This window comes from Banduia mediterranea (genome assembly GCF_031846245.1).
Taxonomy (GTDB): domain Bacteria; phylum Pseudomonadota; class Gammaproteobacteria; order Nevskiales; family Nevskiaceae; genus Banduia; species Banduia mediterranea.
On sequence record NZ_JAVRIC010000015.1, the window covers coordinates 25463 to 51424 of the forward strand.

Consider the following 25962-nt stretch of genomic DNA (forward strand, 5'->3'; position numbering starts at 1 on the left):
CCGTTTATCCGAACTGATGCAACCGTTCGGCTGCTGGATGAGCAATGTGCGATTCAAGCGCGGGATGAACCTCCGCCGCTAGACCTCCGGCCCCAGCTCGATGCCGGGCGGGAGTTGCGCCGGCAGTTCGGATTTCGGCGCTTCCATCGAGGCGACCGGGTAGGCGCAGTAATCGGCGGCATAGAGCGCGGCCGCGCGATGGTTGCCGGATTCGCCAACGCCGCCAAACGGTGCGGCGCCGGAGGCGCCGGTGGTCGGGCGATTCCAGTTGACGATGCCGGCGCGAATGTTGGCGTAGAAATGGTTCCACTGCGCTTGGTCTTCGGACAGCAGACCGGCCGACAGGCCGTAGCGTGTGGCGTTGGCCTGGGCGATCGCGTCGTCGAAGTCATCGTAGCGGATGACTTTCAGCAGCGGGCCGAAGTGTTCCTCGTCCGGCAGATCGTCGATGCGCGTCACATCGAGCAGGCCCGGTGTGAGGAAGGCTTCGCCGTAGGGCAGGCGCTGCATCGGTACCAGCACTTCGGCGCCGAGGTCTACCAATTCCTGCTCGGCATCAAGCAGTTGCTGTGCAGCGGTCGCGGAAATCAGCGGGCCCATGAATGGTTGCGGATCGTCGTTCCAGCGACCGACCATGATCTTGCGGATGGCGTCGACCAGCACGGTGATGAAGAAATCGCCTTCAGGGCCTTGCGGCACGAACAGGCGGCGCGCGCAGGTGCAGCGTTGGCCGCTGGAGAGATACGCGGACTGAATCACGTCGTAGACTGCGGGCACGATGTCGTTGATCTTGCCGACCACCTGCGGGTTGTTGCCGCCCATTTCCAGCGCCAGGATCTTGCCGGGCATTTCGGCGAACTGACGGTTGAGGATGCCGCCGGTGCGTGAGCTGCCGGTGAAGTACAGGCCGTCCAGTTGCGGGTGCTGGGCGATGGACTCGGCGGTCTCCAGCTCGCCCGGCAGCAGGCTGAACACGCCTTCGGGTATGCCGGCCTCATGCCACAGCTTCACGGTTTCGATCGCCACCAGCGGGGTCTGTTCGCTGGGCTTGAAGACCACGCAGTTGCCGGCCAGCAGGGCCGGAACGATATGGCCGTTCGGCAGGTGTCCCGGAAAGTTGTACGGTCCGAACACGGCGACCACGCCGTGCGGTTTGTGGCGGATCGCGCTGAGTACGGCGCCATTCCGGTTTTCGCTCACGCCGGTGCGCTGCCAGTAGGCTTTTACCGAAAGATCGACCTTGTTGATCATCGCACCGACTTCGGTGCGGGTTTCCCACAACGGCTTGCCGGTTTCGCGGGCGATGGTGCTGGCGAGCGATTCCTTGTGTTCAGCCAGCAGTTCGGCGAATCGTCGCACGATGGCTTCGCGTTCCGCGAACGGGCGCGTGCCCCAGGCGCCGGCAATGGCGCGGGCGGACTTGAAGGCTACATTCACGTCGTCCGGTGTGGCGGCATTGCCAGTCCAAAGTGTTGCGCCGCTGCTCGGGTCGATACTCGAAAATTCGGCGCCGCCGCCGGGAGCCCAGTGGCCTGCGAGATAGATCGAATCGTTGTTCATGGGTCTTGGACGTTGTCTCGGGATTCGGTATGCAGCGGCGAGGCAAAGCCAACAAGCAGGGCAGCGCCGTGCAGGAATGGATGGAGCTAGGATACCGAAGCACAGCGTGACAGAGGCATGAACGGGCGGTTCACCACCCGGAGAGACGTGCGTCGGCGGCCACAGCAAACGACCATCCACGAAAAACAACCGGAGGTGCAGCCATGACCGAGAAACAGTCGACACCCCCCGAATTGAAGAACGCCTCGCTGTTTCGCGAAAAGGCGTATATCGCGGGCCGTTGGATTGGTGCCGATGGTGGCGAATCACTAGAGGTTCACAATCCGGCGACCGGTGAGCTGATCGGCCGCGTTCCGAACATGGGCGAGGCCGAGGCGATGCGTGCCATCGAGGCCGCCGAGTCCGCGCAGGTCGACTGGTGTGCGCGCACCGGCAAGGAGCGCGCCGCGGTGCTGCGGCGCTTCGCCGATCTGATGATGAGCAATCAGGACGATCTGGCGAAGCTGATGACGATCGAGCAGGGCAAGCCGCTGACCGAAAGCCGTGGTGAGATCAGTTATGCGGCTTCGTTCATCGAGTGGTTCGGCGAGGAAGCCAAGCGGGCCTATGGCGACGTGATTCCGGCGCATCAGCGCGACAGCCGGATACTGGTGCTGAAGCAGGCGATCGGGGTGGCGGTGGCGATCACGCCGTGGAACTTCCCGGCGGCGATGATCACACGCAAGCTCGGGCCGGCGCTGGCGGCGGGGTGCGCGATGGTGGCGCGGCCCTCGGACGCGACGCCGTTTTCGGCTCTGGCTCTGGCTGTGCTCGCCGAGGAGGCCGGTGTGCCTGAGGGTGTGTTCTCGGTCATCACCGGCAAGTCGCGTCCGATCGGCAAGGCTTTCACCGACAGTCCGATCGTGCGCAAGCTGTCGTTTACCGGTTCCACCGAAGTGGGTGCGCAGCTGATGAGCCAGAGTGCCGGTACGCTCAAGAAGCTCTCGCTGGAACTTGGCGGCAACGCGCCGTTCCTGGTGTTCGACGATGCCGACGTCGACGCTGCGGTGGAGGGCGCAATCGCCTCCAAATACCGCAACGCCGGTCAGACCTGCGTCTGCACCAATCGCTTCTACGTGCAGGCCGGCATCCATGACGAATTTGCGGAAAAGCTGGCCGCCGCCGCTGCGGGACTCAAGCTGGGCAATGGTCTGGATGAGGGTGTGAAGATCGGTCCGCTGATCAGTCCGAGCGCGGTCGACAAGGTGGAGCGCCACATCGCGGACTGTCTGGATCGCGGCGCCAGGCTGCTGCTGGGTGGCAAGCGCGGGGAGGGCACGTTCTTTCCGCCCACGGTGTTGACCGGCGTTGCTGCCGACGCCTTGCCGATGCGCGAGGAAACCTTCGGGCCGGTCGCGCCATTGGTGAAGTTCGAGACAGAGGACGAAGGTTTGCGACTCGCCAACGACACCGAGTTCGGCCTGGCCTCGTATTTCTATTCGCGCGATGTCTCGCGTGTCTGGCGAGTGTCGGAGGGGCTCGAAAGTGGCATGGTCGGCATCAACACCGGGTTGATCTCGACCGAGCTGGCGCCGTTCGGCGGCGTCAAGTCCAGCGGTCTGGGGCGCGAGGGCTCCAAGTACGGGATCGACGAATACATGGAACTGAAGTACCTGTGCATGGCCGGCATCTGATCCTCGCCGCGCGCCTGGAGTTGCGGCGCCACTGACACCGGGCGTTTGCGCGGGCCGGTGGTTCCGGGCAATGCTCGCCTGCCCGGACATGCCCCTGAATCCCATGCCGCAACCTGACTGCGATGCCCTGATCATCGGCGGTGGCCACAACGGTCTGGTCTGCGCCGCCTATCTGGCGGCAGCCGGCCTCAAGGTGAGGGTGCTGGAGCGTCGTGGTGTGGTCGGCGGCGCTGCGGTGACGGAGGAATTCCACCCGGGATTCCGCAATTCGGTGGCGTCCTACACGGTATCGCTGCTCGACCCCAAGGTGATCCGCGATCTGGAACTCGCGGTGCACGGTCTGCGCATCGTCGAGCGTCGGCTGTCCAATTTCCTGCCGACGGCGGACGGCCGCTATCTCAAGATCGGCGCCGGCAAAACCGCGCACGAGGTCGCCCGATTTTCGGCGCGGGATGCCGCGCGGCTTCCGGATTACGCAGAGAGGCTCGATCGCATTGCCGATCTGCTGCGTGAACTGGTGTTGCAGAGGCCGCCCAACGTCGTTGCCGGCTCGTGGCGCGCCGCATTGCCCGAACTGCTGCGTGCCGCGCGACTGGGCGGACGCCTGCGCCGTTTGAATCAGGATCAGCGCCGCGAGCTGCTGCGCCTGTTCTCGATCTCGGCCGGCGACTATCTCGACGGCTGGTTCGAATCCGACCCGATCAAGGCGGCTTTCGGTTTCGATGGCATCGTCGGCAACTACGCCAGTCCGTACTCGCCGGGCTCGGCCTACGTGCTGTTGCATCACGTGTTTGGCGAGGTCAACGGCAACAAGGGCGCCTGGGGCCACGCGATCGGCGGCATGGGCGCGATCACGCAGGCGATGGCGAAGTCCGCGCAGGCGCGTGGAGCGACCATCCTCGTGAACAGCGCGGTCCGCGAAGTGCTGGTCGAGAACGGCCGGGCGGTGGGCGCGGTGACCGAACAGGGCGCGGTGCTGCGTGCACCGATCGTGATCTCCAACCTCAATCCCAAACTGCTGTTTCAGCGGCTGATCGACCCGGCGGTGCTGCCGGCCGAGTTCCGCGAACGGATCGCACAATGGCGTTGCGGCTCCGGCACCTTCCGCATGAACGTAGCCCTGTCGGAACTGCCGGACTTCCGCTGCCTGCCCGGGCGCGAGCTGGCCGAGCATCACACCGCCGGCATCATCCTGGCGCCGGATCTGCGTTACATGGAGCAGGCCTATTTCGATGCGCGCACGCACGGCTGGGCACGCAGGCCCGTGGTCGAAATGCTGATTCCATCCACCCTGGACGACAGCCTCGCGCCGCCGGGACAGCACGTCGCCAGTCTGTTCTGCCAGCACTTCGCGCCGGAGTTGCCGGACGGATCGAGCTGGGACCAGCACCGCGAAACGGTCGCTGACCTGATCGTCGACACCGTCACCGCGCAGGCACCGAATTTCAAGGCCTCGGTGCTGGGTCGGCAGGTCATGAGCCCGCTCGATCTGGAACGGACCTTCGGCCTGATCGGCGGAGACATCTTTCACGGTGCCCTGAGTCTGGACCAGATGTTCTCGGCGAGGCCGATGCTGGGCTACGCGGACTATCGATCGCCGATCAGCGGTCTGTACCAGTGCGGTTCGGGCACGCATCCCGGCGGCGGCGTCACCGGTGCGCCGGGACACAATGCCGCAGCCGAGATCATCAAGGATCTGCGCGGCGGAGTATTCCGGCGTCGCTAGGCTTGGCAATATAACGTCAACAAGTCCAAAATATTGGACATATCCGACAGCCGATGCCGATGAGTACCGACGCCGCCGCCAATCTGTCCCTCAACGTTCTGGCATTGCGCCGTGGACGCAATCTGTCGCAGGCGCGGCTGGCTGTGCTGGCAGGAATTCCACGTTCGACGATCGCGCACATCGAATCAGGCGCCGGCAATCCTTCCTTGGCCAATCTCGCGCGTCTGTCTGCCGCGCTGGGTGTGGGCATCGAGGAATTGCTGGCGCGCCCGCGCAATGCCTGCGTGCTGGTGCCGGCCGCGCAGGTTCCGGTACGTCTGCGCGCGAGCGGCCGCGTGCAAGTGGCCGACCTCTTGCCGGAACGTGTACGTGGACTGGAGATCACGCGCGTGTGCATCGAACCGCAGGCGACGATGCGCGGCACCGCGCACGTGTTCGGGACCAAGGAATACCTGCATACCATCGAGGGTGAGGTTTCGGTGCTGGTCGCCGGCGAGGTGTTCGTGGTGAGTGTCGGCGATGTGTTCGCGTTTCCGGGCGATCAGGCACATTCCTACGTGAATCGCGGCTCGATCAATGCCGTGGCGCTGTCGGTGGTGGTGCCGGTGTCGATGGCGGGGCCGGAAGCATGAGTGCGGCAGAGTCGAACGAGCCTACGCTGTACCGGCAGCTTGGAGGGGACGCGGGTGTGCGCGCTCTGGTCGATGCCTTTTACACACGCATGGACACCGATGCACGGTTTCGTGTGCTGCGCGCGCTGCATCCGCCGTCGCTGGACGGTTCACGCGACAAGCTCTACTGGTTTCTGTGTGGCTGGAGCGGTGGGCCGGATTACTTCGTGGAGCGCTTCGGGCATCCACGTCTGCGTGCCCGCCATCTGCCGTTCTCTATCGGGGTGCAGGAACGCGATCAGTGGCTGTGCTGCATGGATGAGGCGATGACACAATGCAAACTGCCGCAGCGGCTCCATCAGCGGCTGCGGCAGTCGTTCCTGCAGACGGCGGACTGGATGCGCAATCGCGCGGAGCCCGGTTCGCCCGGTTGACGCGCGAAATCAGCGAGCTTTCCAGACCGCGTCGCGGCGCTCCAGGAAGGCACGCGGACCTTCGCGGAAATCCTCGGTGTGCATCAGACGACCGATCGAGCGAATGGTGTTGCGGGCAAGCTCGTCGTCATCGTGATCTTCGGCCATGCGCAGCAGCTTCATCGCTTCCTGCACCGCCAGCGGTGCGTTGGAGGCGATGCTGCGCGCCAGCTTGAGCGCTTCGTTGAGCACCTTGTCGTCATCGACGATCATGTTGACGAGCCCGAACTGCTCGGCCTTTCGTGCCGAGATCGGCTCGCCTGTCAGCACCAGCTGGTTGGCGAACACGCGCGGGATCGAGCGCGGCAGACGGAAGGCGCCGCCAGCGCCCGGCACCAGGCAGCGTTTGACTTCCGGCAGGCCGAAGGTCGAGTTCTGACCGGCAACGGCCATTTCACAGGCCAGCACCATTTCGGCACCGCCGCCCAGTGCATGTCCGTGCACGGCGGCGATCCAGGGCTTGCTGCGTGCGGCGAACACGAAGCCGCCGAAACCGGCCGGCCCGTCGGCGATGTTGCGCCCCTGGCCCTGGCACAGTTCGGTAAGGTCGGCGCCGGCAGAGAAGTTGTTTCCGGCGCCGGTGAGCACGGCCACGCGGATTTCCGGATCGTGCTCGATCAACCAGACGATGCGCAGCATCTTGCGCGACATCTCCACGTTGACGGCATTGCACACATCGGGACGGTTGAGCGTGACCAGCGCGATGTGATCACCGATTTTCTCCATCAGGACTTCGTCGGCTTTGTTGGCGAGTGTCGGGGCGATGGTTTCGGCAGTCCGCATGAGTGTCTCCTCGGTTCTGGCGCGACCTTTTTGTTATGGATTCCTGTCAGGGATTCAGGTGGCGTCCGGTCGCGGAAACCCGCCATTTGCAGCACTATAGTAGTACCTGCCGTTGGCGTCCGGGAGCCTTCCCCCAAGCCAACGGTCATGTTTTGGGGGCCGGCGGTCTGGCCGCTGCGTTCCCGGAACGCTCTCATAATTCGTGCCGAACCAGGACTGTCGATGGCGACACAGCCGCTTTGTGTCTGTGAGCACTGCGATGCGGTCTACCGGCGACGCGCGCTGGCCCGTCGCGAAATCGCGCGCTGCCTGCGTTGTGGCGCGGAGCTGTATCGCGATCAGCGCTACGATCTGAACGCGATGCTGGCGCTGACACTGGCGGCCTTGATCGTGTTCGTGATCGCCAACGTCTATCCGATCGTGCGCATCGAAGTTCAGGGCGTGGCCAGCGAAGCGACGCTGTGGGGTGCGATCATGGCGACCTGGAATTCCGGCGTCGGTGTGGTCGCGGCGCTGGCGGCCGCCACCGTGTTCTTCTTTCCGCTGGGCCAGATTGCGCTGTTCCTGCACGTGTTGCCGGCGCTGCGCCGCGGCCGCGTGCCGGTCCATTTTAGCGACGCGATGCACGCACTGCGGCTGGTGCAGCCTTGGAGCATGGTCGAGGTGTTCCTGCTCGGTGCCTTGGTGTCGGTGGTGAAGCTGGCGGGCCTGGCTGAAGTCATTCCGGGCATCGGCCTGTGGGCCTTCGGCATTCTCACGCTGCTGCTGACCACGCTGACCGGCTTCGACCTGCGCCGGCTCTGGGAAATCGCCGACGGAGCGCGCCGGTGAGCGCCCGGGGCGGGGTCGTCGAGGCACGCGATCTCGGTGTGCTCGGATGCCATGCCTGCGGTCTGGTGAGCCGTGACATCGGCGCCGACCACAGCCATTGCCCGCGCTGTCGGGCCAGTCTGCATCGCCGCGAACCGGCCAGCATCAGCCGCACCTGGGCGCTGCTGCTGGCGGCGGCGTTGCTCTATATTCCGGCGAACCTGCTGCCGATCATGAAGACCGCGACCCTGTTCGACAGCCATGCGGACACGATACTGTCCGGCGTGGTGGTGTTGTGGCGGTCCGGTTCGATCGATCTTGCGATCATCGTGTTCGTCGCCAGCATCGTGGTGCCGATATTCAAGATCGCGGTACTGGCGCTGCTGCTGATCACGGCGCAGCGTGGCAGCGATTGGCGTCGCCCGGAGCGCGCCAAGCTGTATCGTATGATCGAGTTCATCGGGCACTGGTCGATGCTGGACGTATTTGTCGTCGCCTTGTTGGCGGCGCTGGTCCACTTCCAGTCGGTGGCGCGCGTCGACGCCGGCCCGGGCGCGATGGCCTTCGGTGCCGTGGTCGTGCTGACAATGCTGGCCTCCCTGAGTTTCGACCCGCGCCTGACCTGGGATTCCCCGAAAGCACCCCGCAATGACTGAGCAAGACGACATTTCCCGCGACGCCGAGCTGCCCGAACCCGAACTCGCCACGCCGGGACGCTGGAGCGTTTCGCTGGTGTGGCTGGTGCCGTTGGTCGCGGCGCTGGTCGGTCTGGTGCTGGTGGTGCGCGCTTACCTTCAGGCCGGGCCCAGCATCACCATTACCTTCGATACCGCCGAAGGCATCGAGCCCGGCAAGACCGAGGTCAAGTACAAGGACGTGGTGGTCGGTAAGGTCAGCTCGGCCGAGCTGGAAGCCAATCATGAATTCGTGATCGTGCACGTCGACCTGAGCAAGGAGGCCGCATCGCTGGCGGTCGAGGATTCGCGGTTCTGGGTGGTGCGCCCGCGCGTCGACATGGGCGGCGTCTCCGGCCTGGGAACGCTGCTCTCCGGTGCCTATATCGGTGTCGATGTCGGCCAGTCGGACAAGGCGCGTACCGAGTTCGAAGGCCTCGAAGTGCCACCGGCCGTGACCAACGATCAGCAGGGCAAACGCTTCCAGTTGCGCAGTTCCGACCTGGGCTCACTCGACATCGGCTCGCCGGTGTATTACCGCCGTATTCCGGTCGGTCGCGTGGTCGGCTTCGATCTCAATCCGGACGGCCGCAATGTCACGATCCAGGTGTTCGTGGATCATCCCTACGATCGCTTTGTCACAAACCGTTCGCGGTTCTGGAATGCCAGCGGCGTGGACGTTTCGGTGAGCACTGGCGGCGTGCGCGTCAATACCCAGTCGCTGGCCACGGTGCTGGTCGGCGGCGTCGCCTTCCAGTCGCTGCCCGGTGACGATCCCGGTGAGATGGCCGACATGGATGCGGCCTTTCCGCTGTTCTCCGACCAAAATTCGGCGCTGGCGCCTCCGGACGGCGATCAGCTGAAATTGCGCATGCGCTTCTTCCAGTCCGTGCGCGGGCTCGCCGTGGGCGCTCCGGTGGATTTCCAGGGTATCGAGATCGGCACTGTCTCCGGCATCGAACTCGAATACGATCGCGACAAGAAGCAGTTCGCGGCCCTGATCGATGCCACGGTGTATCCACAACGTCTCGGCCGTGCCTATCGCGGACTGCGGGACGGCGTCGTCGACCACGACCACGGCGATGAGCAGCCGATCAATGCCGATCGCCAAGTGTTCACGGACATGGTCAATCAAGGTCTGCGCGCCCAGATGCGTACCGGAAACCTGATCTCCGGCCAGCTCTATATCGCGCTCGCCTTCGAGGCCAAGGCCAAGCCGATGATGGTCGCCGCCGACGATGGTCAGCCGCTGGAGGTGCCGACTTCGCTGGCCAGCTTCGACCAGATTCAGCAGCAGGTCGCCGACATCGTCGACCGGCTCGACGAGATCCCGTTCCGCGACATCGGGCGCGACCTCAGCGACACCGTGCGCAGCGCGCGTGATCTGCTGCGGCAGATCGACGGAGAGGTCACGCCAGAACTACGCCGGCTGCTCGAGGATGTGCGCGCCACCGTCAATGCGGCCAACCAGAGTCTGGCGCAACCGGATGCGCCGCTGCAGCAGAACCTCACCGAGACGCTGGACGAACTCGATCGGGCGGCGCGTTCGATGCGCTCGCTGACCGATTATCTGCAACGGCATCCCGAATCGCTGATCCGAGGCAAGGCCAACGACCCCGATCCCACCGACAACTTCCCGAACGAATGATGAGCATGCGAGCCCGGTTTCTGCTGATGGCGGTGCTGATCGTCGGTGTCGCGGCCTGCGCTTCCGAGCCGATCCAGTTCTACACCTTGATACCGCCGGATTCCGCGATGCCAGCCACGGGCGTGGCCGGCGCGCCGTATCAGATCGAGATGCTGCCGGTGGAGACGCCGACGCAGATCGACGGGCCGCAGATGGTGTTGCGCCGGGGCGGCGGCGAGATACTGCTGCTGGAAACCCGGCGCTGGATCGCGCCGGTGGCGGACGAGGTACGCAGCGCGATCTCCAACCGGCTGACGCGCGAACTGGGGACCGCCGACGTATACGGTTTACCGCGGACCCGCGACGCGGCGATCTACCGCATCAAGGTCGAGCTGAACCGCTTCGAGTCCTATCTGGACCGCAGCGCCCTGATCGAGGCCACCTGGTCGGTACGCAAGCTCGATACGGGGGCCGCACCGCTGGTCTGCAAGACGCGCACCGAGGAGCCGGTGACGGCCGGTTTCCCGGCGCTGGTGGAAGGCCATCAGCGTGCCGTGGTCCGGATCGCGGACGCCATCGCCGCCAGTTTGCGGCAGATGGCAACGGCCCAGGCCGCGAGCTGTCCCTGACCCGCCGAAGCGGGCCCGAAGACCCTCAGTGCGAGCCCGGTAGCGAACGGCGCAGTTCGGCCAGACTCTCGCGGACCGATTTCGCGAGCAGGCTGGCGGCGCTGCCGATTTCCTGGGCCGCGTGCTGCCCAGCCTGACGTGTCGGCGCCAGCTCCTGTTGCAGGCGAACCCAATCGGCTTTCAGCGAGGTCCAGCGGTCCTTCGCCTCGCTTTTCAGCAGGTGCGCCTGCAGCGCCAGCTCCTGGTAGGCCTGCTCCAGGCTTTCGACATCTTTCAGGCTGCGAACGTCTTCATGGCTCATCGCTTACTCCGGATGGTTGGGTGAAGCGCCATCATGAAGCCCGGCGCGGCGCTGGACATTGACCGGCGTCAGTCCGGTTGCACCGCCGCTGCGGGGCTGAAAGTCATGGGCGCACCCTTGAACGGCGCCGCAAAACCCCCATGAAGCCTCGACCCATTCACCGCGAGGAGCCGCAAGGCACGCCATGTCCGCAGAACGTCACGAATTCCAGGCCGAAACCCGATCACTGCTGCGCCTGATGATCCATTCGATGTATTCGAACAAGGAGATCTTCCTGCGCGAGCTGGTGTCGAATGCCTCCGACGCCTGCGACAAGCTGCGCTTTCTGGCGATCCAGCAGCCGGAATTGGCCGGCGACGACGAACTCGCCGTGGAACTGGCGATCGACAAGGAAGCCGGCACGCTGACGGTGCGCGACAACGGTGTCGGCATGTCTCGTCAGGAAGTCATCGACAACCTCGGCACCATCGCGCGCTCCGGCACCAGGCAGTTCATGGAGCAGCTCTCGGGCGATCAGGCCAAGGATTCACAGCTGATCGGCCAATTTGGTGTCGGCTTCTATTCGGCCTTCATCGTCGCCGACAAGGTCACCGTGCGGACCCGACGTGCCGGTGCCGACGAAGCGGTGGTCTGGGAGTCCGCAGGCGAGGGCGAATACAGCCTCGAAGCCTGTGACAAGGAAGATCGCGGCACCGAAGTCGTGCTCCATATCCGAGACGACGACAAGGAATTCCTGGAGCCGATGCGGCTCGAGAACGTGGTGCGCAAGTACTCTGACCACATCGGTCTGCCGATTCGCCTCAAAGGCGAGGGCGACGCCGAAACCCGCGTGCTCAACGAGGCGCGCGCCTTGTGGACACGGCCCAAGTCCGAACTCAGTGACGAGGACTACACCGGCTTCTATCAGCACATCGCGCACGACTTCCAGCCGCCGCTGGCCTGGGCGCATCACCGCGTCGAAGGCAATCTCGAATACACCTCGCTGCTGTACATCCCGTCGCAGGCACCGTTCGATCTGTACAACCGCGAGCAGCAGCATGGCGTGAAGCTGTACGTGAAGCGGGTATTCATTCTCGACCGTGCCGACGAACTGCTGCCGAACTACCTGCGCTTCGTGCGCGGTCTGGTCGATACCGCGGACCTGCCGCTGAACGTGTCGCGCGAAATCCTGCAGTCCAACCGCGTGGTCGACAAGATTCGCAGCGCGCTGGTCAAGCGCGTGCTCGATCTGCTGGACGACATGGCCGAAAAGCGCCCCGAGGACTACGCCAAGTTCTGGACGCAGTTCGGCCGCGTGCTCAAGGAAGGCGTGGTCGAAGACCCGGCCAACAGTGAGCGCATCGCCAAGCTGCTGCGTTTCAATTCCACGCAGGACAGCGCCGCGCAGACCGTGACGTTGGCTGATTACGTGTCGCGCATGCCCGAGGGCCAGGAGAAGATCCTGTATCTCACCGGAGAGTCGCTGCCCGCGCTGAAGAACAGCCCGCATCTGGAAGGCTTCCGCAAGGCCGGCTACGAAGTGCTGCTGCTGGCCGACCGCGTCGACGAATGGGTGGTGACCCACCTCACCGAGTTCGACGGTAAGCCGCTGGAATCCGCCGCGCGCGGAGACGCGGAAGCGGCCGGCAAGATAGAGACGCCGGACAAGGCGCGCTTCGAGGCCGAGTTCGCCGAGGTCGTCGGCAAGCTGCCGGAGGCACTCGGTGGGCGCATCGAATCGGCGCGCCTGTCGGCCCGCCTGACCGAATCGCCGTCCTGTCTGGTAGTTCCGGAGAACGGCATGTCGCGCCAGCTTCTGGAAATCCTCAAACAGGCCGGAGAAGCGGCGCCCGAGACCAAGCCGATCCTCGAAATCAATCCCGAGCATCCGCTGGTGGAGCGTCTCAAACAGGCCGAGGGCGAGGGCTTCGGCGACCTCGCCGAGGTGCTGTTCGGCCAGGCTGTGCTCGCCGAAGGCGGTCAGCTCGACGACCCCAGCGGCTTCGTCAAGCGCCTCAACAAGCTGATCCTGCAACAGACCGAAAGCCGGCTCATTCTGTAGGGAAGACGCGGGGCCCGCTCGGCCGGGCGGCGAATCGGGTTCAGCGAACGTCGCCCGCCAGCGGGCCCGCCGAGTCGCCATGCGGCTGCGTTCTCAAGCGGTGAAGCAGGCGCTGCGGGTCGGCGTCCGCAATGAGTAGGGCGCGGTGCGCCGGCTTCAGAAACTGCTCCGCGACGGCGTGATCGAGAAAACGCAGCCACGGCGTGAAGTACCCGGCCACATTGAGCAGGCCGCAGGGTTTGGCGTGTATGCCCAGTTGCGCCCAGGTCAGGACCTCGGTGAGTTCCTCCAGCGTGCCCATGCCACCGGGCAGGGCGACAAAGGCGTCAGCCCGGTCAGCCATGCGCTTCTTGCGCGTGTGCATCGAGTCCACGACCTCGAGCTCGGTCAGCCCGGTATGCGCCACCTCTTTGTCGACCAGCACACGCGGAATCACGCCATGGACCTTGCCGCCGCGGTGCAGTGCGGAATCTGCAATCACTCCCATCAGGCCGACCCGCGATCCACCATAGACAAGTTCCAGGCCTTGTTCGGCCAGCGCGGCGCCGATGGTGATTGCGGCTTCTCGATAGTCGTCACGAGCGCCGATGCTGGAGCCCAGAAATACGCAGACGCTTCTCATCTGATTCCTCTTCGTACTGCGCGACTTGTTCCTATTCGGCCGCGCCTTTCGGAGTGGCCGGCCGCACCGGCACCCCCACATTGCAAACCTCGATCTTGTCGGTGGATTCGACAAACCAGCCCAGGTCCCGTGAACGCCGTGATTCGGCATAGCGGCCGAAGGTTTCGATGTCGGTGCGCAGCACTTCCAATGGCGTGCGCGCAGCCGGCGGCAAGTCGGCCGCGATGCGGACCGAGCGGATCGTCGGCATCGTCTCGTCGCCCTCGTAGAAACCGAGCGTGCCGTGACCGCGCGGCAGGGCGGACAGGTATTCCATGCCCTGCAGCACGCGGCCGGCCAGGGTGATGTTGCGGTCCAGCTGGCGTGGGGAGTGACCGATCACCACGTAGAGCTGGGACCCGCTACCGCTGTCGGGTTCCGTGCCGCGTGCAACGCCGACCATGCCGTAGCAATGCGTCAGCCAGACCGCCTTGTGCTGCGCGTCGCGAGCCGCCGGAAAACCGTCGATGTAGCCGACCTCGGCCGCGTAGACGTCTCCGTCCGGCAGCGGCGTGAACGACAGGGTTTCATTCCAGGGAATGGCGTATTCGGCGGGAATCGGCTTGTCCGCCAGCGGCTCCTGGCGAGCTGCGCCGGTATCAGCCTTGGGGTCGCCCCACTGCGTCACGTAGTTGTCCTGCACGCGGATGATCGATAGTCCGTCGTAATAGCCCTTGGCGGCCAGTGCCTTGATGTTGGCGACAGCGGCGGGCGCGAACGTCGGATTGAGTTCGATGATGACGCGGCCTGCGGCGAGTTCCATGTACAGCAGATGGGCGTCTGCTGGACGCCTCCAGTCGGAGGGTTCAGAGTCTTCGAGGATCTCGGCGGAAGTTGTGGCGAACGTCGGCCCTGAAACAGCGAGTCCGGTGGCAAGCGCCAGCAGAGACAGGCGGAACGAGCGAGCGCGAGTGGACATCGGGAAATTCCGGTGAGATGTTGTTGCAACGCTAGCGCGTTCTCTACCGATCGTCACTTCAGGCATACGACCTTGGTCGATATGGTCTTCCCGGAGTGCACGCGGGAAAATGGTGGGCTTGCAATAATCGATGTAAAGAACGACGCCGGAGGATAGTTCAGGCATGAACGCGATCGTCTTGTTGGTGGTGGGGCTGGCCGTGATGCTGCTCGGCTATCGTTTCTATTCACGATTTCTCGCCACGAGAATCTACAGGCTGGACGAGAACTTCCGCACGCCGGCGCACGAGTTCGAGGATGGCATCGACTACGTGCCGACCAACAAGTTCGTGCTGTGGGGACACCATTTCACTTCGGTGGCCGGCGCGGCGCCGATCGTCGGTCCTGCCATCGCCGTGATCTGGGGCTGGGTGCCGGCGTTCCTGTGGGTCGTGATCGGTACGGTGTTCATGGCCGGCGCCCATGACTTCGGCGCGCTGTGGGCCAGCGTGCGCAACAAGGGGCAGTCCATCGGTTCGCTCACCGGCACGGTGATCGGCGGGCGGGCGCGCAATCTGTTCCTGGTCGTGATCTTCCTGCTGCTGCTGATGGTCAACGCCGCGTTCGCCGTGGTCATCGCCAATCTGCTGGTGTCCACGCCGACCGCAGTGATTCCGGTCTGGGGGGCGGTGCTGGTGGCCTTGATGATCGGTCAGCTGATCTACCGCGTGAAGATGAAGCTGCTGTGGCCGTCGATCATCGGCGTGGTGGTGCTTTACGGCATGATCCTGCTCGGCAGCGCCTATCCGATTGCCCTGCCGGACAGCGTGTTCGGCATGGGGTCGAAGACGGCCTGGATCATCCTGCTGTTCGTCTATGCCGGCATCGCTTCGCTGCTGCCAGTGTGGGTGCTGCTGCAACCGCGCGACTACATCAACGGTCTGCAGCTGTTCGTGGGTCTCGGGCTGCTCTACGTGGCCGTGCTGATCTGCGCGCCCGAGGTGGTGGCGCCGGCGATCAACCACGCCGTGCCGGAAGGCACGCCCAGTCTGCTGCCCTTGCTGTTCGTGACGATCGCCTGCGGTGCCATCAGCGGTTTCCATGGCCTGGTGGCCTCGGGCACCAGCTCCAAGCAGCTCGACAAGGAAACCGATGGGCGCTTCGTCGGCTACTTCGGTTCGGTGGGCGAGGGCATGCTCGCGCTGGCCGCGATCATCTGCTGCGTCGCCGGCTTTCCGGATGTCGATGCCTGGTCCGGTGTGTATAACAAATGGCAGGGCGGTGGCGTCAACGCCTTCGTCCAGGGCGGCGATACGATTCTCACGCAAGGCCTGGGGCTGCCGGCCGATCTGGGTGCCACGGTGCTCGCGGTGATGGCGATCCTGTTCGCGGCCACCACCATGGATACCGGTTTGCGCCTGCAGCGATATGTGGTGCAGGAGGCCGGCGAATTGCTGGGCCTCAAGGTCAACGGTCTGCTCGGCACGCTGATCGCGCTGGGCGTCTGTCTGGCCTTGTCCTTCGGTGCCGGTGCCGAGGGCTCCGGCGGCATGGTGATCTGGCCCTTGTTCGGCACCACCAACCAGCTGCTGGCCGGGCTGACCCTGGCGATCGTCTCGGTGATTCTGATCAAGCAGCAGCGCCCGGCGATCTACACCGTGGTTCCGCTGATCTTCGTGCTGGTGATGTCGGTCTATGCGCTGATCGTGCAGCTCGGACAGTTCTATGCGGCGCAGAACTGGTTGCTGCTGGGCATGGATATCGTGATTCTGATCGCGGCGCTGTGGGTCGCCCTCGAAGCGGCGGTGGCGATGCGGCGCGGCGTGGCAGCGAACGCGAGTTCGCCCGTGTGAACGAGCCACCCGCCTGGCGCCGCTTCACCGCCGCGTTCGGCGCCGGTCTGCGTGATTTCTACGCTGTGCCGTATCGGCGAACCTTTGCCCGCGCACGCCGCGACGAGGACGATTTGTTCATGCTGCTGGTATTCGGCGAGGCCCTGGGCCTGCCGAATCCGGCGCAGTGGTACTGCCTGGAACTGATGCCGCTGCTGTACGAGCGCTTTCATGACTGGCACCGCCGCATGGGCATGCCGCATTCGCCGCTGGAGTACATCTCATGCTGCTGACACTGGCGCGCGAACGGCGCCTGTTGCTGGTGGGCGGCAAGGGCGGCGTCGGCAAGACCACGATCGCGGCCGCCACCGCGCTGGCGATGGCGCGCGAGGGACGACGCGTACTGCTGGTTTCAACCGATCCGGCGCACAATCTCGGCCATCTGTGGGGACGTTCGATCGGCCCCGATCCGGTGCGCGTGGAGGCGGGTCTGGACGCGGTGGAGCTCGACCCGCAGGCGGTGGCCGATGCGCATCTGGACAGCGTAGGCCGGGAGCTGCGGCGCCTGATGCCGCCGCATCTGGCCGGCGAGGTGGACAAGCATCTGGCATTGTCGCGCGAGGCGCCCGGTCTGCACGAGGCAGCTCTGCTGGAAAAGCTCGCGCAGACGATCGAAGGCGCGCAGGACAGCCACGATCTCGTCGTGGTCGATACGGCGCCGTCCGGTCACACCGCGCGGCTGCTGGCCTTGCCGGAAATGATGGCGGCCTGGACCGACGGTCTGCTGCTGCGTCGCAAGCGCGCGGAGCGATTCACCACCGCGCTGTCCAATCTCGGCGCGCGTGACGTCGAAGATCGGGTGTTTGGTGCCGGCGGCGAATCGCAGAGCCGCGACCAGCGTATTCGCCAGGTCTTGTTGCAGCGCCGCCAGCGCTTCGAGCGTCTGCGCGAACGGCTGGCCGACATGGAGTCCACGGCCTTTGTCATCGTGCTGACCGCGGAACGCCTGCCGGTGCTGGAGACCATCGAGCTGCACGCGCAACTGCACAAGGCTGGCCTCGCCGTCGGCGGGCTGGTGATCAACAAGCGTTCGCCGCGCGATGCCGGTGGCTTTCTTGCCGAACGCTGGCGCCAGGAGTCGCTGCATCTGGACACGCTGCAGCAACAGCTACCGGATTTGGAACGTCTGGAGCTGCCGTTGATGCCGAACGATCTGGTTGGCGCCGAGGCACTGGTAGCGTTGTCTGTGCAGTTCGCCGACGCATAGCGGCGCCGGCCGCAAAGTTCGTCAAATCCTCTCGGTACGCCGTTCCGGCGCCGGTTTGTCGTAGCATCGGCACAAGAATTCCCGGGGTTCATGATGAAACTTCTCGTTCGCGGGCTCGCGCCGCTCGCCATGCTGATCCTGCTTGCTGCGACGTATCCGGCGGCCGCCCATGAAACCGAATGTGTCGATGGCACGGCCAAAGGCTATGCCTGTAGCCATGTCGATCTGCTGGCTCATCTGAGCCCGGCCGAACTGGGCGGTATCGCGGGCGAGTCGCTCAACGACGTCTGGGGCTGGACCGATGGTTTCGGCACCGAATACGCCCTGGTCGGCATGATCGAAGGCACCGCCTTCGTGCGACTGCCGCCGATCGGCAGCGAGGCCGCGCCGGAGCTGCTGGGTCGCCTGCCGGCCAGCGACGGCGCCAACGGTAATGACTTCAAGTGCCATCACGACGAAGGTTGCGGCGGTTCCAGCTGGCGCGACATCAAGACCTATGCCGGCTACGCCTACATCGTCAGCGAAGCCGACGGTCACGGACTGCAGGTGTTCGATCTGCGGCGTCTGGTGGGCGCACCGGCCGGCGATGCGGTGTTCGACGAGGACGGTCGCTACGACGGTTTCGGCCACGCCCACAACATCGTCATCAACGAAACCAGCGGTCACGCATTTGCCGTCGGCAATGGCAATTCCGGCAGCAATTCCAGCGGCGGCCTGCTGATGCTCGACCTGAGCGAAGACCCGGTAAACCCGGTCGCCCTGGGACGCATCGATCTCGACGGCTACGTTCACGATGCGCAGTGCATCGACTACGACGGTCCGGATACCGACTACAACGGTCGCGAGCTGTGCTTCGGCGCGGACGAGGACACGCTCACGGTGTTCGACGTGGAGGATGGTCCGGCCACCGCGTCGCTGGTCGCCCGCGTCGGCTATGTCGGCGCCGAGTATACGCATCAGGTCTGGCTGTCCGAGGATCGCCGCTACCTGTTCCTGAACGACGAGCTGGACGAATACGACACCGGCTCACGCACGCATCTGCGCGTGTTCGACGTGAGCGATCTCGATGCGATCACGCTGGCCGCCGAGTACCAAGCGCCGACGTTGTCGATCGACCACAACAACTACGTGCAAGGGCGCTGGCTCTACCAGACCAACTACACCGCCGGCCTGCGCATCCTCGACATCGCGGACCCGCTGAATCCGGTCGAGGCCGGCTATTTTGATACCCAGCCTTCACGGGATGCGACGGTATTCGAGGGCACCTGGAGCAACTATCGCTTCGCCAGCGGTCGCACGCTGCTCAGCGACATCGAGGATGGTCTGTTCGTGGTGCTGCCGCGCATTGCCGATCAGGACGGCGCCGATCTGAACCTCAGCCTGGAATCGGTCGGCGTGCCCGAAAGCCCGTCGGTCCAGCTGAATCTGAGCAATGCCGGTTCGGACGATGCCTACGATGTGCTGATGACGGCACATCTGCCGCGCGGCCAAGCCTGGTCGCTGATCGACGCCCCTGGCGCTGCGAACTGCGGCCCGGTCGGCCGCGTCGTACAGTGCCGACTGGCCTTGATGCAGGCTGGTGAGAGTCTGAGCTTTCTGCTCAATGTTGAGGTGAATGGTTCGGGTGTGCTGCCGGCGGTCGCGATGGCCTATGCCGACAGCGCCGACCCCAGTCCTGCGGACAATCTCGCCAAGGCCGATATCGAATCCTTCGCCGGTGACGAAGTGCGCGAGGTCGGAGACGACGGCGGTGCGCTGCCATCGCTGGCCTTATGCCTGCTCGGCCTCGCCGGCCTGGCGCGCCGCCTGATTCAGTCCAAGGCGGGATAGTCGGTGTAGCCCTCGGCTCCGCCGCCGTAGAAGGTGTCGCGGTTCGGTTCGTTCAGCGGCGCGCCTTCGCGCAGGCGTCTTGGAAGATCGGGGTTGGCGATGAAGGCGCGCCCGAAGGCCACCATATCGGCTGCGCCGCTCTCGATTGCTGCCGCCGCCATCGCGCCGTCGTAGCCATTGTTTGCGATCCACGCGCCGGCAAACGACCGGCGCAGCGCCAGAAAGTCAAAGCCCTTGAGGTCGCGCGGGCCTTGGGTCGCGCCTTCGATGACGTGGATATAGGCCAGCCCGAACGGCGCCAACCGTTCCACGGCGCGGCCGAACAGGGCCTGCGGATCGCTGTCGTAGGCGTCATTGGCAGGGCTCACCGGCGATAGCCGCAGGCCGGTGCGCTCGCCGCCGATCTCGGCGGTCACGGCCTGTGCCACCTCGTACAGAAAGCGCGTGCGGTTTTCGACGCTGCCGCCGTACTCGTCGTCGCGCCGGTTGCTGGAATCCTTGAGAAACTGATCGATCAGGTAGCCGTTGGCGCCGTGGATCTCCACGCCGTCGAATCCGGCGTCCATGGCGTTGCGCGCGGCGCGGCGATAGTCCTCGACGATCGCGGGAATCTCGTCCAGGCGCAGCGCCCGGGGCTCGGAGACGTCGGCGAACCCGCTTTCGATGAAGGTCTTGGTGTTCGCCCTGATCGCGGACGGCGCCACCGGCACCTCGCCCTCGGGCAGCAGGCTCAGGTGCGAGATGCGGCCCACATGCCACAGTTGGATCACCATGCGTCCGCCGGCGGCATGCACCGCTTCGCTGACCCTGCGCCAGCCGGCGACCTGTTCCGGCGAATGAATTCCCGGCGTGCGCAGATAGCCCTGGCCCAAGGGACTGATCTGGGTCGCTTCGCTGATGATCAGGCCGGCGCTGGCGCGCTGCGCGTAGTAGGTGGCATGCAAGTCGGTGGGAACATTGCCGTCCGCGGCGCGGTTGCGCGTCAGCGGTGCCATCGCGATGCGGTTGGCGAGCCTCAGGGCACCGACTGAAATCGGGTCGAACAAGGGGGATGGGGCGGTCATCCGAAGCTCCGGTGTCGGGAAGGGGTGAGTCACTATACGAAATCGGATCGCACTTGGAGATGAATTTTGTCGTTGATGCCGTCGGGCGCAAAGCGCCGCCCGTTCTGGCATAGTTGCGCCCCGTTTTTTCCGGGACTGCAAGGAACTGAGCGCCGCCATGACCACCACCTCGTTTCCCAAAGAGGACATCAAGGTTCTGCTGTTGGAGGGCCTGGCCCCGACCGCCGTCGAGACCTTCCGTGCCGCGGGCTACAGCAACATCGAGTATCACGAGAAGTCGCTGCCGCCCGCCGAGCTGGCCGCGGCTGTGGCCGATGCGCATATCGTCGGCATCCGCTCGCGCAGCCACCTCACCGCCGATATCTTCCAGAATTCCCGTCGGTTGATGGCGGTGGGCTGTTTCTGCATCGGCACCAATCAGGTCGCGCTCGATGCCGCGCAGGCACGCGGCATCCCGGTGTTCAATGCGCCGTATTCGAACACCCGCAGCGTCGCCGAGCTGGTGATCGCCGAAGCAGTGATGCTGATGCGCCGCATCCCCGAGAAGAACATGGTCTGCCATCGTGGCGGCTGGGCCAAGAGCGCGGCCGGCAGCTACGAAGTGCGCGACAAGGTGCTCGGCATCGTCGGCTATGGCCACATCGGCACGCAGGTCGGTGTGCTCGCCGAAAGCATGGGCATGCGCGTGATCTATTACGACATCGAGACCCAGCTCGCACTTGGCAATGCCAGAGCCACCGCCAGTCTCGATGATCTGCTGGCGCGTGCCGACATCGTGACCCTGCACGTGCCGGAAACGCCGTCCACGCGCATGATGATCGCTGAGCCGCAGCTGGCTGCGATGAAGCAGGACGCGGTGCTGATCAACGCCTCGCGCGGCACCGTGGTCGATATCGATGCGCTGGCCGGGCACCTGCGCAGCAAGCATCTGGCCGGTGCCGCGATCGACGTGTTCCCGGTGGAACCGACCGGCAACAGCGATCCTTTCGAATCGCCGCTGGTGGGCATGGACAACGTGATTCTGACGCCCCACATCGGCGGCTCCACCGGCGAGGCGCAACAGAACATCGGCCTGGAAGTGGCCGCCAAACTGGTGCGCTACAGCGACAACGGTTCAACCCTGTCGGCCGTGAACTTTCCCGAAGTGTCGCTGCCGGAGCACATGGACAGCCGCCGCTTGCTGCACATCCACGAGAACGTGCCGGGCATGCTCAGTCGCATCAACGAGCTGTTCTCGGCCGGTGAAGTCAACGTGGATGCGCAGTTCCTGCAGACGCGCGGCAAGGTCGGCTACGTGGTGATCGATGTCAGCGCCTCGGAAGCACAGGCCAGGCAGCTCAAGGACGGCCTCGCGGCGATTCCGGGAACGCTGAAGACGCGGCTGCTTTACTAGCAGTCCTGTTCCTGATTCGGCCGGGCGGGTTTGCGCTCGGCTGAGTACAGTGTCGGCTCCCGTGACTTGGAGCAGTCGATGACACCGCGCATTCCGTTCTGGGATCGTCTCAAGTTCTTTCTGGAACGGCAGTTCGTCAAGGGCCCGCACTATCAGTTGCTGGCAGTGGCGGCGCTGATCGGGCTGATCTCGCTGATCGGCGGGCTCGCCGTCATCGATACCGGCGCGCCGTTGGATGACACCGGCGGCGCGGTGTGGTGGGCGTTCCTGCGGCTGACCGACCCCGGCTACCTTGGCGACGATGTCGGTGCCTGGCGGCGCACGGTGTCCACGGTCCTGACGATCAGCGGCTACGTGGTGTTTCTCGGCGCACTGGTCGCGATTCTCACGCAATGGCTCAACACCAAGATGCGTCAGCTCGAACAGGGGCTCACGCCGGTGGCAACGCGAGGCCATGTCGTGATTCTGGGTTGGACCAATCGCACCACGCCGGTGGTGCGCGAGCTGATGCTGTCGACCGGGCGGCTGCGCCGCTTCCTGCGCAGCCGCGGCACGCGTTCTCTGCAACTGGTGATCCTGGCCCAGGAAATGAGCGCGGCGCAGGCGCAGGCCCTGCGCGACGATCCCGCGATCGGCCGCCGCGCGCGTGACATCGTGCTGCGCTCCGGCAACGCGCTCAATGTCGAGCATCTGCAGCGTGTCTCCTGCGGCACGGCCTCGGCGATCATTCTGCCCAGCGAGGTGTTCGGCGAGAGCGAGCTGATCTCCTCGGATGTGCAGACCGTCAAGACCTTGATGACGATCGAGGGCGAGGCGCTGGCGGCCGGGCGCGCGCCGCCGTATGTCGTGGCCGAGCTTCAGGACGCGCGCAAGGTATCGGTGGCGCGCAGCGCGTATCACGGGCCGCTCGAGGTTATCGCCAGTGACGCGGCGCTGAGCCGCCTGATCGCGCAGAACCTGCGCCAGCCGGGGCTGGCCCTGTTCTACGCCGAGGTGCTGACGCACAGCGTCGGCTACGAGTTCTACGTCAGGCAGTTTCCGGCGGCCGCCGGGCGACGCTTCGGCGAGCTCGCGGCAGGCTTTCCGAACGCTCTGCTGTGCGGACTGGTGCGTGAAGTCGACGGCGTGCATCAGGCGCAGCTCTGTCCGGACCCAGGCATGCCCGTACGGGCTGAAGATACTCTGGTGTTGCTGGCCGTCGACTATGCCGATACCGAATGGCGCGGCGCGACCGGCCCGCTGGCCCCGGCCATCACGCCGAAGAAGGCGGCGCGCCGCTCGCAGGCGCCGCGCCGCGTGCTGGTGCTGGGCTGGAACGACCGCCATCCGGCGATGCTCAGCGAGTTGGCGGCGCACGACGAGGATCGCTTCGAGGTCGACTTCGTCTCGGTGCTGCCGGCGGCGCAGCGCGATGCGGCGATCCAGCGCTATGCGCTGGGCAGCAAGCTTGCGCCGAGCCGCCAGTTCGAAACCGACTTTCTGGTCGAGACCGAACTGCGTGCCTTGTCGCCGGCGGATTACGACTGCGTGCTGCTGGCCAGCAGCGACGTGCTGGCCAGCGAGGTCGAGGCCGATGCGCGCACCGTGGTCGGCTACCTGGTGCTGCGCCAGATCCTTCGGGGTGCATCGCGCCGACCCCAGGTTCTGGTCGAACTGTCGGACGCCAGCAACGAGAAGATCGTCGGCGAAACCCGCGACGAGATTCTGGTGGGTCCGCTGCTGCTCAGCCACATGCTGGCGCAGGTGGCGCTGCGCCGAGAACTGCGCGCGGTATTCGAAGTCCTGTTCGGTGCCGGCGGCGCCGACGTCTCGTTCCTGCCCCCGGAGCGTTACGGTCTGTCGGGTCGGCGCAGCTTCGCGGATGTGGCGGCGGCGGTGGCGGCGGCCGGTGACATTGCGCTTGGTCTGTACCGTCCCGGTCTGGGCAGCGGCCAGCGGCTGCAGCTCAACCCGGATCGCAGCGTGGCGGCTGCTTTCGAGCCCGAGGACCGGATCGTGGTCCTCGGCAACGCCTGATTGCCCGGCCCTGTCCAACCGCCGATCAGCGCAGGCCGTTGACCTGTTGCGGCGAGGCTGGTGATGCGCGGTTGCCCCAATTCGACCGCACATAGCTGGCGACCGCGGCGATCTGTTCGTCGCTCATCGACGGGCCGAACGGCGGCATCGAATGCGGATGCGGTTCGTCGTCCGTGGCGGCGGCGAATCCGCCTTCGAGAATCACACGCAGTACGTTGGTCGGATCGGCGTCGGTTACGGTCGGGTTGCCGGCCAGCGGTGGATAGTCGGGGGCCTTGCCGCGTCCGTCGCGGCCATGACAGGACGCGCAGTGTTCGGCATAGGCGCCGAGTCCGGTTTTGGGATCGGACGGCGCGTTCGGACCGGCCTCCGCGGTCGCGGCGGGCGCGGACTCGTTCTGCGCCTCGGCATTCTTGAGGTAGTAGGCGATCGCATGCAGATCCTCGTCGGTGAGGAATTGCAGGCTGCGATGTATCACTTGGCGCATCGGTCCGGCGGCGATGGTGTGGTCCGGCGCCTGCCCGGTCTTGAGGAAGGTCTGCAACGCTTCGAGGCTCCAGCTTCCGATGCCGTAGTCCGGGTTGGAGGAGATGTTCGGCGCACGCCACTGCTCGACCACGCCGCCGCCCAGAGCCTCGTCGTTCTTCCCGGCACCGAGCAGATTGCGTGGTGAATGGCAGGCTTCGCAGTGGCCGAGCCCCTTGACCAGATAGGCGCCACGATTCCAGGTGTCGCTGTGCGTGCTGCTGGCCTCGAACGGATCGGGCCAGAAGAACAGCAGTCGCCAGCCCAGCATCAGCGGGCGCATCGAAAACGGCCATTGCAAATCGTGTTCCCGGCTCGGGACATCCAGCGGTTCCAGGGTATCCAGCCAGGCCTTGATCGCGTCGACATCCTCCGGCTTGACCAATGCATAGCTGGTGAACGGGAAGGCGGGGTACAGGTACTTGTGGCCGGGCGCCACACCGTCGAGCATGGCTTCGCGGAATTCCTCGGCAGTCCAGCCGCCGATGCCGTGTTCGGGATGCGGCGTGATGTTGGGACCGAACATAGGACCGAACGGCGAGTCCAGCCGTACGCCGCCAGCGAAAGGCTGATCCACGTCCTGGGTGTGGCAGCCGGCGCAGTCGCCGACGATCGCCAGATAGCGGCCGCGCCGAACCTGGTCGGACGCGGTGTCGGGCATCGGGTAGTACAGGCCGCTTTGCTCGGTGGCGATGCCCTGGGCATTGGAACCCACGGCTTCGCGGGTATCCGGTTTCGGCAAGGGCAGCGTTTCGTCGGGTCGCGCTGTCACAGGCAGCGAGGCCAGATAGGCGGCCGCGGCGTTGATTTCCTGGTCGCTCATCGATGCGGCGATGGCCGCCATTCCGGAGGCGCCGAGGTCCGGTCGTTTGCCGGCTTTCCAGTCCTGCAGGGCTGCACTCAGGTAGGGCTGATGCTGGCCGGCGATGGCTGGCGCGTGCTCGCGGCTGTCGCCGGCCAGTGTGGCGCCGTGGCATTCGATGCAAGCCTTCCCGTCCGCGGACTGCGGGGATTCCTGGACGAGCTTGCGCCCCAGCTCGAGCTGCGCCGCGTCACTGTTCACCGGCAGATCGAGTTTGGGCGGGGTCTGCCGGGCGAAGTATTTGGCGATCTCGCGCAGATAATCGTCAGGCAGGTCGCTGACGATGCGGTTCATCAGCGCGTAGTCGCGCTCGCCGGTCTGGAAGGCTCGAAGCTGTTGATACAGGTAGGGCGCGGACTGACCGGCGAGGCGAGGGTAGTAGGGAAAGCGCGCGTCGCCGCCCTCACCCTGTTCGCCGTGGCAACTGGTGCATGCGGCGATGCCTTGTGCAAAATCGCGCTCGGCACTCGAGTCGGCCGAGGCCTCACTCACGGAGACGCCCACCGCGAGCAAGGACACGGCGAGCCAGGGGACGGGACGCGTCATCGGCGGTTCCGGAATCGATCGGAGATGAGGTCGAGCCTTGCAGGCGAGCGCTGAACTCGCACTTAAGTTTTCGGGCTCGGAATCGGGCCCGTACTTGATCCGGATCAAGCCTGGGTTCGGCGCGGATGTGCAAACTGGGCGGCCACTCAAAGTTCGCAGCA

22 protein-coding genes are annotated in these 25962 nt (G+C 65.3%); 15 read left to right on the plus strand and 7 right to left on the minus strand.

Features of this window, described 5'->3' with window-relative positions:
* Window positions 1-78 precede the first annotated feature (78 nt).
* Window positions 79-1560, minus strand: a complete 1482-nt coding sequence (astD, locus tag RM530_RS11130) for a succinylglutamate-semialdehyde dehydrogenase (RefSeq protein WP_311365303.1) — start codon at window positions 1558-1560, stop codon at window positions 79-81.
* Between the two features lie 203 nt (window positions 1561-1763).
* Here astD and RM530_RS11135 point away from each other — a divergent pair, with 203 nt between their 5' ends.
* From RM530_RS11135 to RM530_RS11150, 4 genes are all read left to right on the plus strand, one after another.
* Entirely contained in the window at window positions 1764-3233 is a 1470-nt protein-coding gene (locus tag RM530_RS11135) for an NAD-dependent succinate-semialdehyde dehydrogenase (RefSeq protein ID WP_311365304.1), read from the plus strand.
* Window positions 3234-3336: 103 nt separating this feature from the next.
* Window positions 3337-4959: a phytoene desaturase family protein gene (locus RM530_RS11140; RefSeq protein WP_311365305.1), complete on the plus strand. Its 1623-nt coding sequence runs from the start codon at window positions 3337-3339 to the stop codon at window positions 4957-4959.
* 53 nt (window positions 4960-5012) lie between these two features.
* Complete coding sequence (locus RM530_RS11145) at window positions 5013-5591, plus strand: helix-turn-helix domain-containing protein (RefSeq protein WP_311365306.1); 579 nt, start codon at window positions 5013-5015, stop codon at window positions 5589-5591.
* A complete protein-coding gene (locus tag RM530_RS11150) occupies window positions 5588-6004 on the plus strand; it encodes a group II truncated hemoglobin (protein ID WP_311365307.1) in 417 nt (138 codons plus the stop codon). Before RM530_RS11145 ends, RM530_RS11150 begins: the two co-directional genes overlap by 4 nt.
* Window positions 6005-6013: 9 nt before the next feature.
* Here the strand turns inward: RM530_RS11150 and RM530_RS11155 are convergent, their stop codons facing one another.
* Entirely contained in the window at window positions 6014-6826 is an 813-nt protein-coding gene (locus RM530_RS11155) for an enoyl-CoA hydratase-related protein (protein ID WP_311365308.1), read from the minus strand.
* A 222-nt stretch (window positions 6827-7048) separates the two neighbouring features.
* On the opposite strand from RM530_RS11155, the gene RM530_RS11160 reads away from it, so the two are divergent.
* From RM530_RS11160 to RM530_RS11175, 4 genes are read left to right on the plus strand one after another with little or no spacing between them, the layout of a single operon-like run.
* On the plus strand, window positions 7049-7657 hold the full coding sequence (locus tag RM530_RS11160; protein WP_311365309.1) for a paraquat-inducible protein A: 609 nt from the start codon (window positions 7049-7051) through the stop codon (window positions 7655-7657).
* A complete protein-coding gene (locus RM530_RS11165; RefSeq protein ID WP_311365310.1) occupies window positions 7654-8292 on the plus strand; it encodes a paraquat-inducible protein A in 639 nt (212 codons plus the stop codon). Before RM530_RS11160 ends, RM530_RS11165 begins: the two co-directional genes overlap by 4 nt.
* Window positions 8285-9958 carry a PqiB family protein gene (locus RM530_RS11170; RefSeq protein WP_311365311.1) on the plus strand — a complete coding sequence of 558 codons (1674 nt, stop codon included), beginning with the start codon at window positions 8285-8287 and terminating at the stop codon, window positions 9956-9958. The genes RM530_RS11165 and RM530_RS11170 overlap by 8 nt, the downstream gene beginning before the upstream one ends.
* On the plus strand, window positions 9958-10566 hold the full coding sequence (locus RM530_RS11175; protein ID WP_311365312.1) for a PqiC family protein: 609 nt from the start codon (window positions 9958-9960) through the stop codon (window positions 10564-10566). The genes RM530_RS11170 and RM530_RS11175 overlap by 1 nt, the downstream gene beginning before the upstream one ends.
* Window positions 10567-10591: 25 nt before the next feature.
* Here RM530_RS11175 and RM530_RS11180 read toward each other — a convergent pair whose 3' ends face one another.
* Window positions 10592-10867: a hypothetical protein gene (locus RM530_RS11180; protein ID WP_311365313.1), complete on the minus strand. Its 276-nt coding sequence runs from the start codon at window positions 10865-10867 to the stop codon at window positions 10592-10594.
* A 184-nt stretch (window positions 10868-11051) separates the two neighbouring features.
* Between RM530_RS11180 and htpG the strand changes: the two genes are divergently transcribed.
* Window positions 11052-12908, plus strand: coding sequence for a molecular chaperone HtpG (gene htpG / locus RM530_RS11185; RefSeq protein WP_311365314.1), 1857 nt, complete (start codon window positions 11052-11054; stop codon window positions 12906-12908).
* Window positions 12909-12948: 40 nt separating this feature from the next.
* Here the strand turns inward: htpG and RM530_RS11190 are convergent, their stop codons facing one another.
* Window positions 12949-13530 carry an LOG family protein gene (locus tag RM530_RS11190; RefSeq protein ID WP_311365315.1) on the minus strand — a complete coding sequence of 194 codons (582 nt, stop codon included), beginning with the start codon at window positions 13528-13530 and terminating at the stop codon, window positions 12949-12951.
* A gap of 31 nt (window positions 13531-13561) precedes the next feature.
* Window positions 13562-14488, minus strand: coding sequence for a peptidylprolyl isomerase (locus RM530_RS11195; protein ID WP_311365316.1), 927 nt, complete (start codon window positions 14486-14488; stop codon window positions 13562-13564).
* 163 nt (window positions 14489-14651) lie between these two features.
* Between RM530_RS11195 and RM530_RS11200 the strand changes: the two genes are divergently transcribed.
* The 4 genes from RM530_RS11200 to RM530_RS11215 all read left to right on the plus strand — a co-directional run bounded on the left by RM530_RS11200 (window position 14652) and on the right by RM530_RS11215 (window position 19395).
* On the plus strand, window positions 14652-16319 hold the full coding sequence (locus RM530_RS11200) for a carbon starvation CstA family protein (protein ID WP_311365317.1): 1668 nt from the start codon (window positions 14652-14654) through the stop codon (window positions 16317-16319).
* Window positions 16316-16591: a cory-CC-star protein gene (locus tag RM530_RS11205; RefSeq protein ID WP_311365318.1), complete on the plus strand. Its 276-nt coding sequence runs from the start codon at window positions 16316-16318 to the stop codon at window positions 16589-16591. The genes RM530_RS11200 and RM530_RS11205 overlap by 4 nt, the downstream gene beginning before the upstream one ends.
* Complete coding sequence (locus tag RM530_RS11210; RefSeq protein ID WP_311365319.1) at window positions 16582-17565, plus strand: ArsA family ATPase; 984 nt, start codon at window positions 16582-16584, stop codon at window positions 17563-17565. The genes RM530_RS11205 and RM530_RS11210 overlap by 10 nt, the downstream gene beginning before the upstream one ends.
* Window positions 17566-17658: 93 nt before the next feature.
* On the plus strand, window positions 17659-19395 hold the full coding sequence (locus tag RM530_RS11215; protein WP_311365320.1) for a choice-of-anchor B family protein: 1737 nt from the start codon (window positions 17659-17661) through the stop codon (window positions 19393-19395).
* On the opposite strand, the gene RM530_RS11220 is transcribed toward RM530_RS11215, so the two are convergent.
* A complete protein-coding gene (locus RM530_RS11220; protein ID WP_311365321.1) occupies window positions 19377-20459 on the minus strand; it encodes an alkene reductase in 1083 nt (360 codons plus the stop codon). The two genes, RM530_RS11215 and RM530_RS11220, sit on opposite strands and share 19 nt — an antisense overlap.
* Before the next feature lie 157 nt (window positions 20460-20616).
* On the opposite strand from RM530_RS11220, the gene serA reads away from it, so the two are divergent.
* Both serA and RM530_RS11230 read left to right on the plus strand, forming a co-directional pair.
* Entirely contained in the window at window positions 20617-21852 is a 1236-nt protein-coding gene (gene serA, locus RM530_RS11225) for a phosphoglycerate dehydrogenase (protein WP_311365322.1), read from the plus strand.
* A gap of 78 nt (window positions 21853-21930) precedes the next feature.
* Window positions 21931-23868, plus strand: a complete 1938-nt coding sequence (locus tag RM530_RS11230) for a CASTOR/POLLUX-related putative ion channel (protein ID WP_311365323.1) — start codon at window positions 21931-21933, stop codon at window positions 23866-23868.
* Between the two features lie 25 nt (window positions 23869-23893).
* On the opposite strand, the gene RM530_RS11235 is transcribed toward RM530_RS11230, so the two are convergent.
* Window positions 23894-25801, minus strand: a complete 1908-nt coding sequence (locus tag RM530_RS11235) for a c-type cytochrome (RefSeq protein WP_311365324.1) — start codon at window positions 25799-25801, stop codon at window positions 23894-23896.
* Window positions 25802-25962: the final 161 nt, after the last annotated feature.

Coding starts and splice junctions, on each gene's coding strand:
- astD (WP_311365303.1), bottom strand. CDS start 1,560: ATGAACAACGATTCGATCTATCTCGCAGGCCACTGGGCTCCCGGCGGC.
- RM530_RS11135 (WP_311365304.1), top strand. CDS start 1,764: ATGACCGAGAAACAGTCGACACCCCCCGAATTGAAGAACGCCTCGCTG.
- RM530_RS11140 (WP_311365305.1), top strand. CDS start 3,337: ATGCCGCAACCTGACTGCGATGCCCTGATCATCGGCGGTGGCCACAAC.
- RM530_RS11145 (WP_311365306.1), top strand. CDS start 5,013: ATGCCGATGAGTACCGACGCCGCCGCCAATCTGTCCCTCAACGTTCTG.
- RM530_RS11150 (WP_311365307.1), top strand. CDS start 5,588: ATGAGTGCGGCAGAGTCGAACGAGCCTACGCTGTACCGGCAGCTTGGA.
- RM530_RS11155 (WP_311365308.1), bottom strand. CDS start 6,826: ATGCGGACTGCCGAAACCATCGCCCCGACACTCGCCAACAAAGCCGAC.
- RM530_RS11160 (WP_311365309.1), top strand. CDS start 7,049: ATGGCGACACAGCCGCTTTGTGTCTGTGAGCACTGCGATGCGGTCTAC.
- RM530_RS11170 (WP_311365311.1), top strand. CDS start 8,285: ATGACTGAGCAAGACGACATTTCCCGCGACGCCGAGCTGCCCGAACCC.
- RM530_RS11175 (WP_311365312.1), top strand. CDS start 9,958: ATGAGCATGCGAGCCCGGTTTCTGCTGATGGCGGTGCTGATCGTCGGT.
- RM530_RS11180 (WP_311365313.1), bottom strand. CDS start 10,867: ATGAGCCATGAAGACGTTCGCAGCCTGAAAGATGTCGAAAGCCTGGAG.
- htpG (WP_311365314.1), top strand. CDS start 11,052: ATGTCCGCAGAACGTCACGAATTCCAGGCCGAAACCCGATCACTGCTG.
- RM530_RS11190 (WP_311365315.1), bottom strand. CDS start 13,530: ATGAGAAGCGTCTGCGTATTTCTGGGCTCCAGCATCGGCGCTCGTGAC.
- RM530_RS11195 (WP_311365316.1), bottom strand. CDS start 14,488: ATGTCCACTCGCGCTCGCTCGTTCCGCCTGTCTCTGCTGGCGCTTGCC.
- RM530_RS11200 (WP_311365317.1), top strand. CDS start 14,652: ATGAACGCGATCGTCTTGTTGGTGGTGGGGCTGGCCGTGATGCTGCTC.
- RM530_RS11210 (WP_311365319.1), top strand. CDS start 16,582: ATGCTGCTGACACTGGCGCGCGAACGGCGCCTGTTGCTGGTGGGCGGC.
- RM530_RS11215 (WP_311365320.1), top strand. CDS start 17,659: ATGAAACTTCTCGTTCGCGGGCTCGCGCCGCTCGCCATGCTGATCCTG.
- RM530_RS11220 (WP_311365321.1), bottom strand. CDS start 20,459: ATGACCGCCCCATCCCCCTTGTTCGACCCGATTTCAGTCGGTGCCCTG.
- serA (WP_311365322.1), top strand. CDS start 20,617: ATGACCACCACCTCGTTTCCCAAAGAGGACATCAAGGTTCTGCTGTTG.
- RM530_RS11230 (WP_311365323.1), top strand. CDS start 21,931: ATGACACCGCGCATTCCGTTCTGGGATCGTCTCAAGTTCTTTCTGGAA.
- RM530_RS11235 (WP_311365324.1), bottom strand. CDS start 25,801: ATGACGCGTCCCGTCCCCTGGCTCGCCGTGTCCTTGCTCGCGGTGGGC.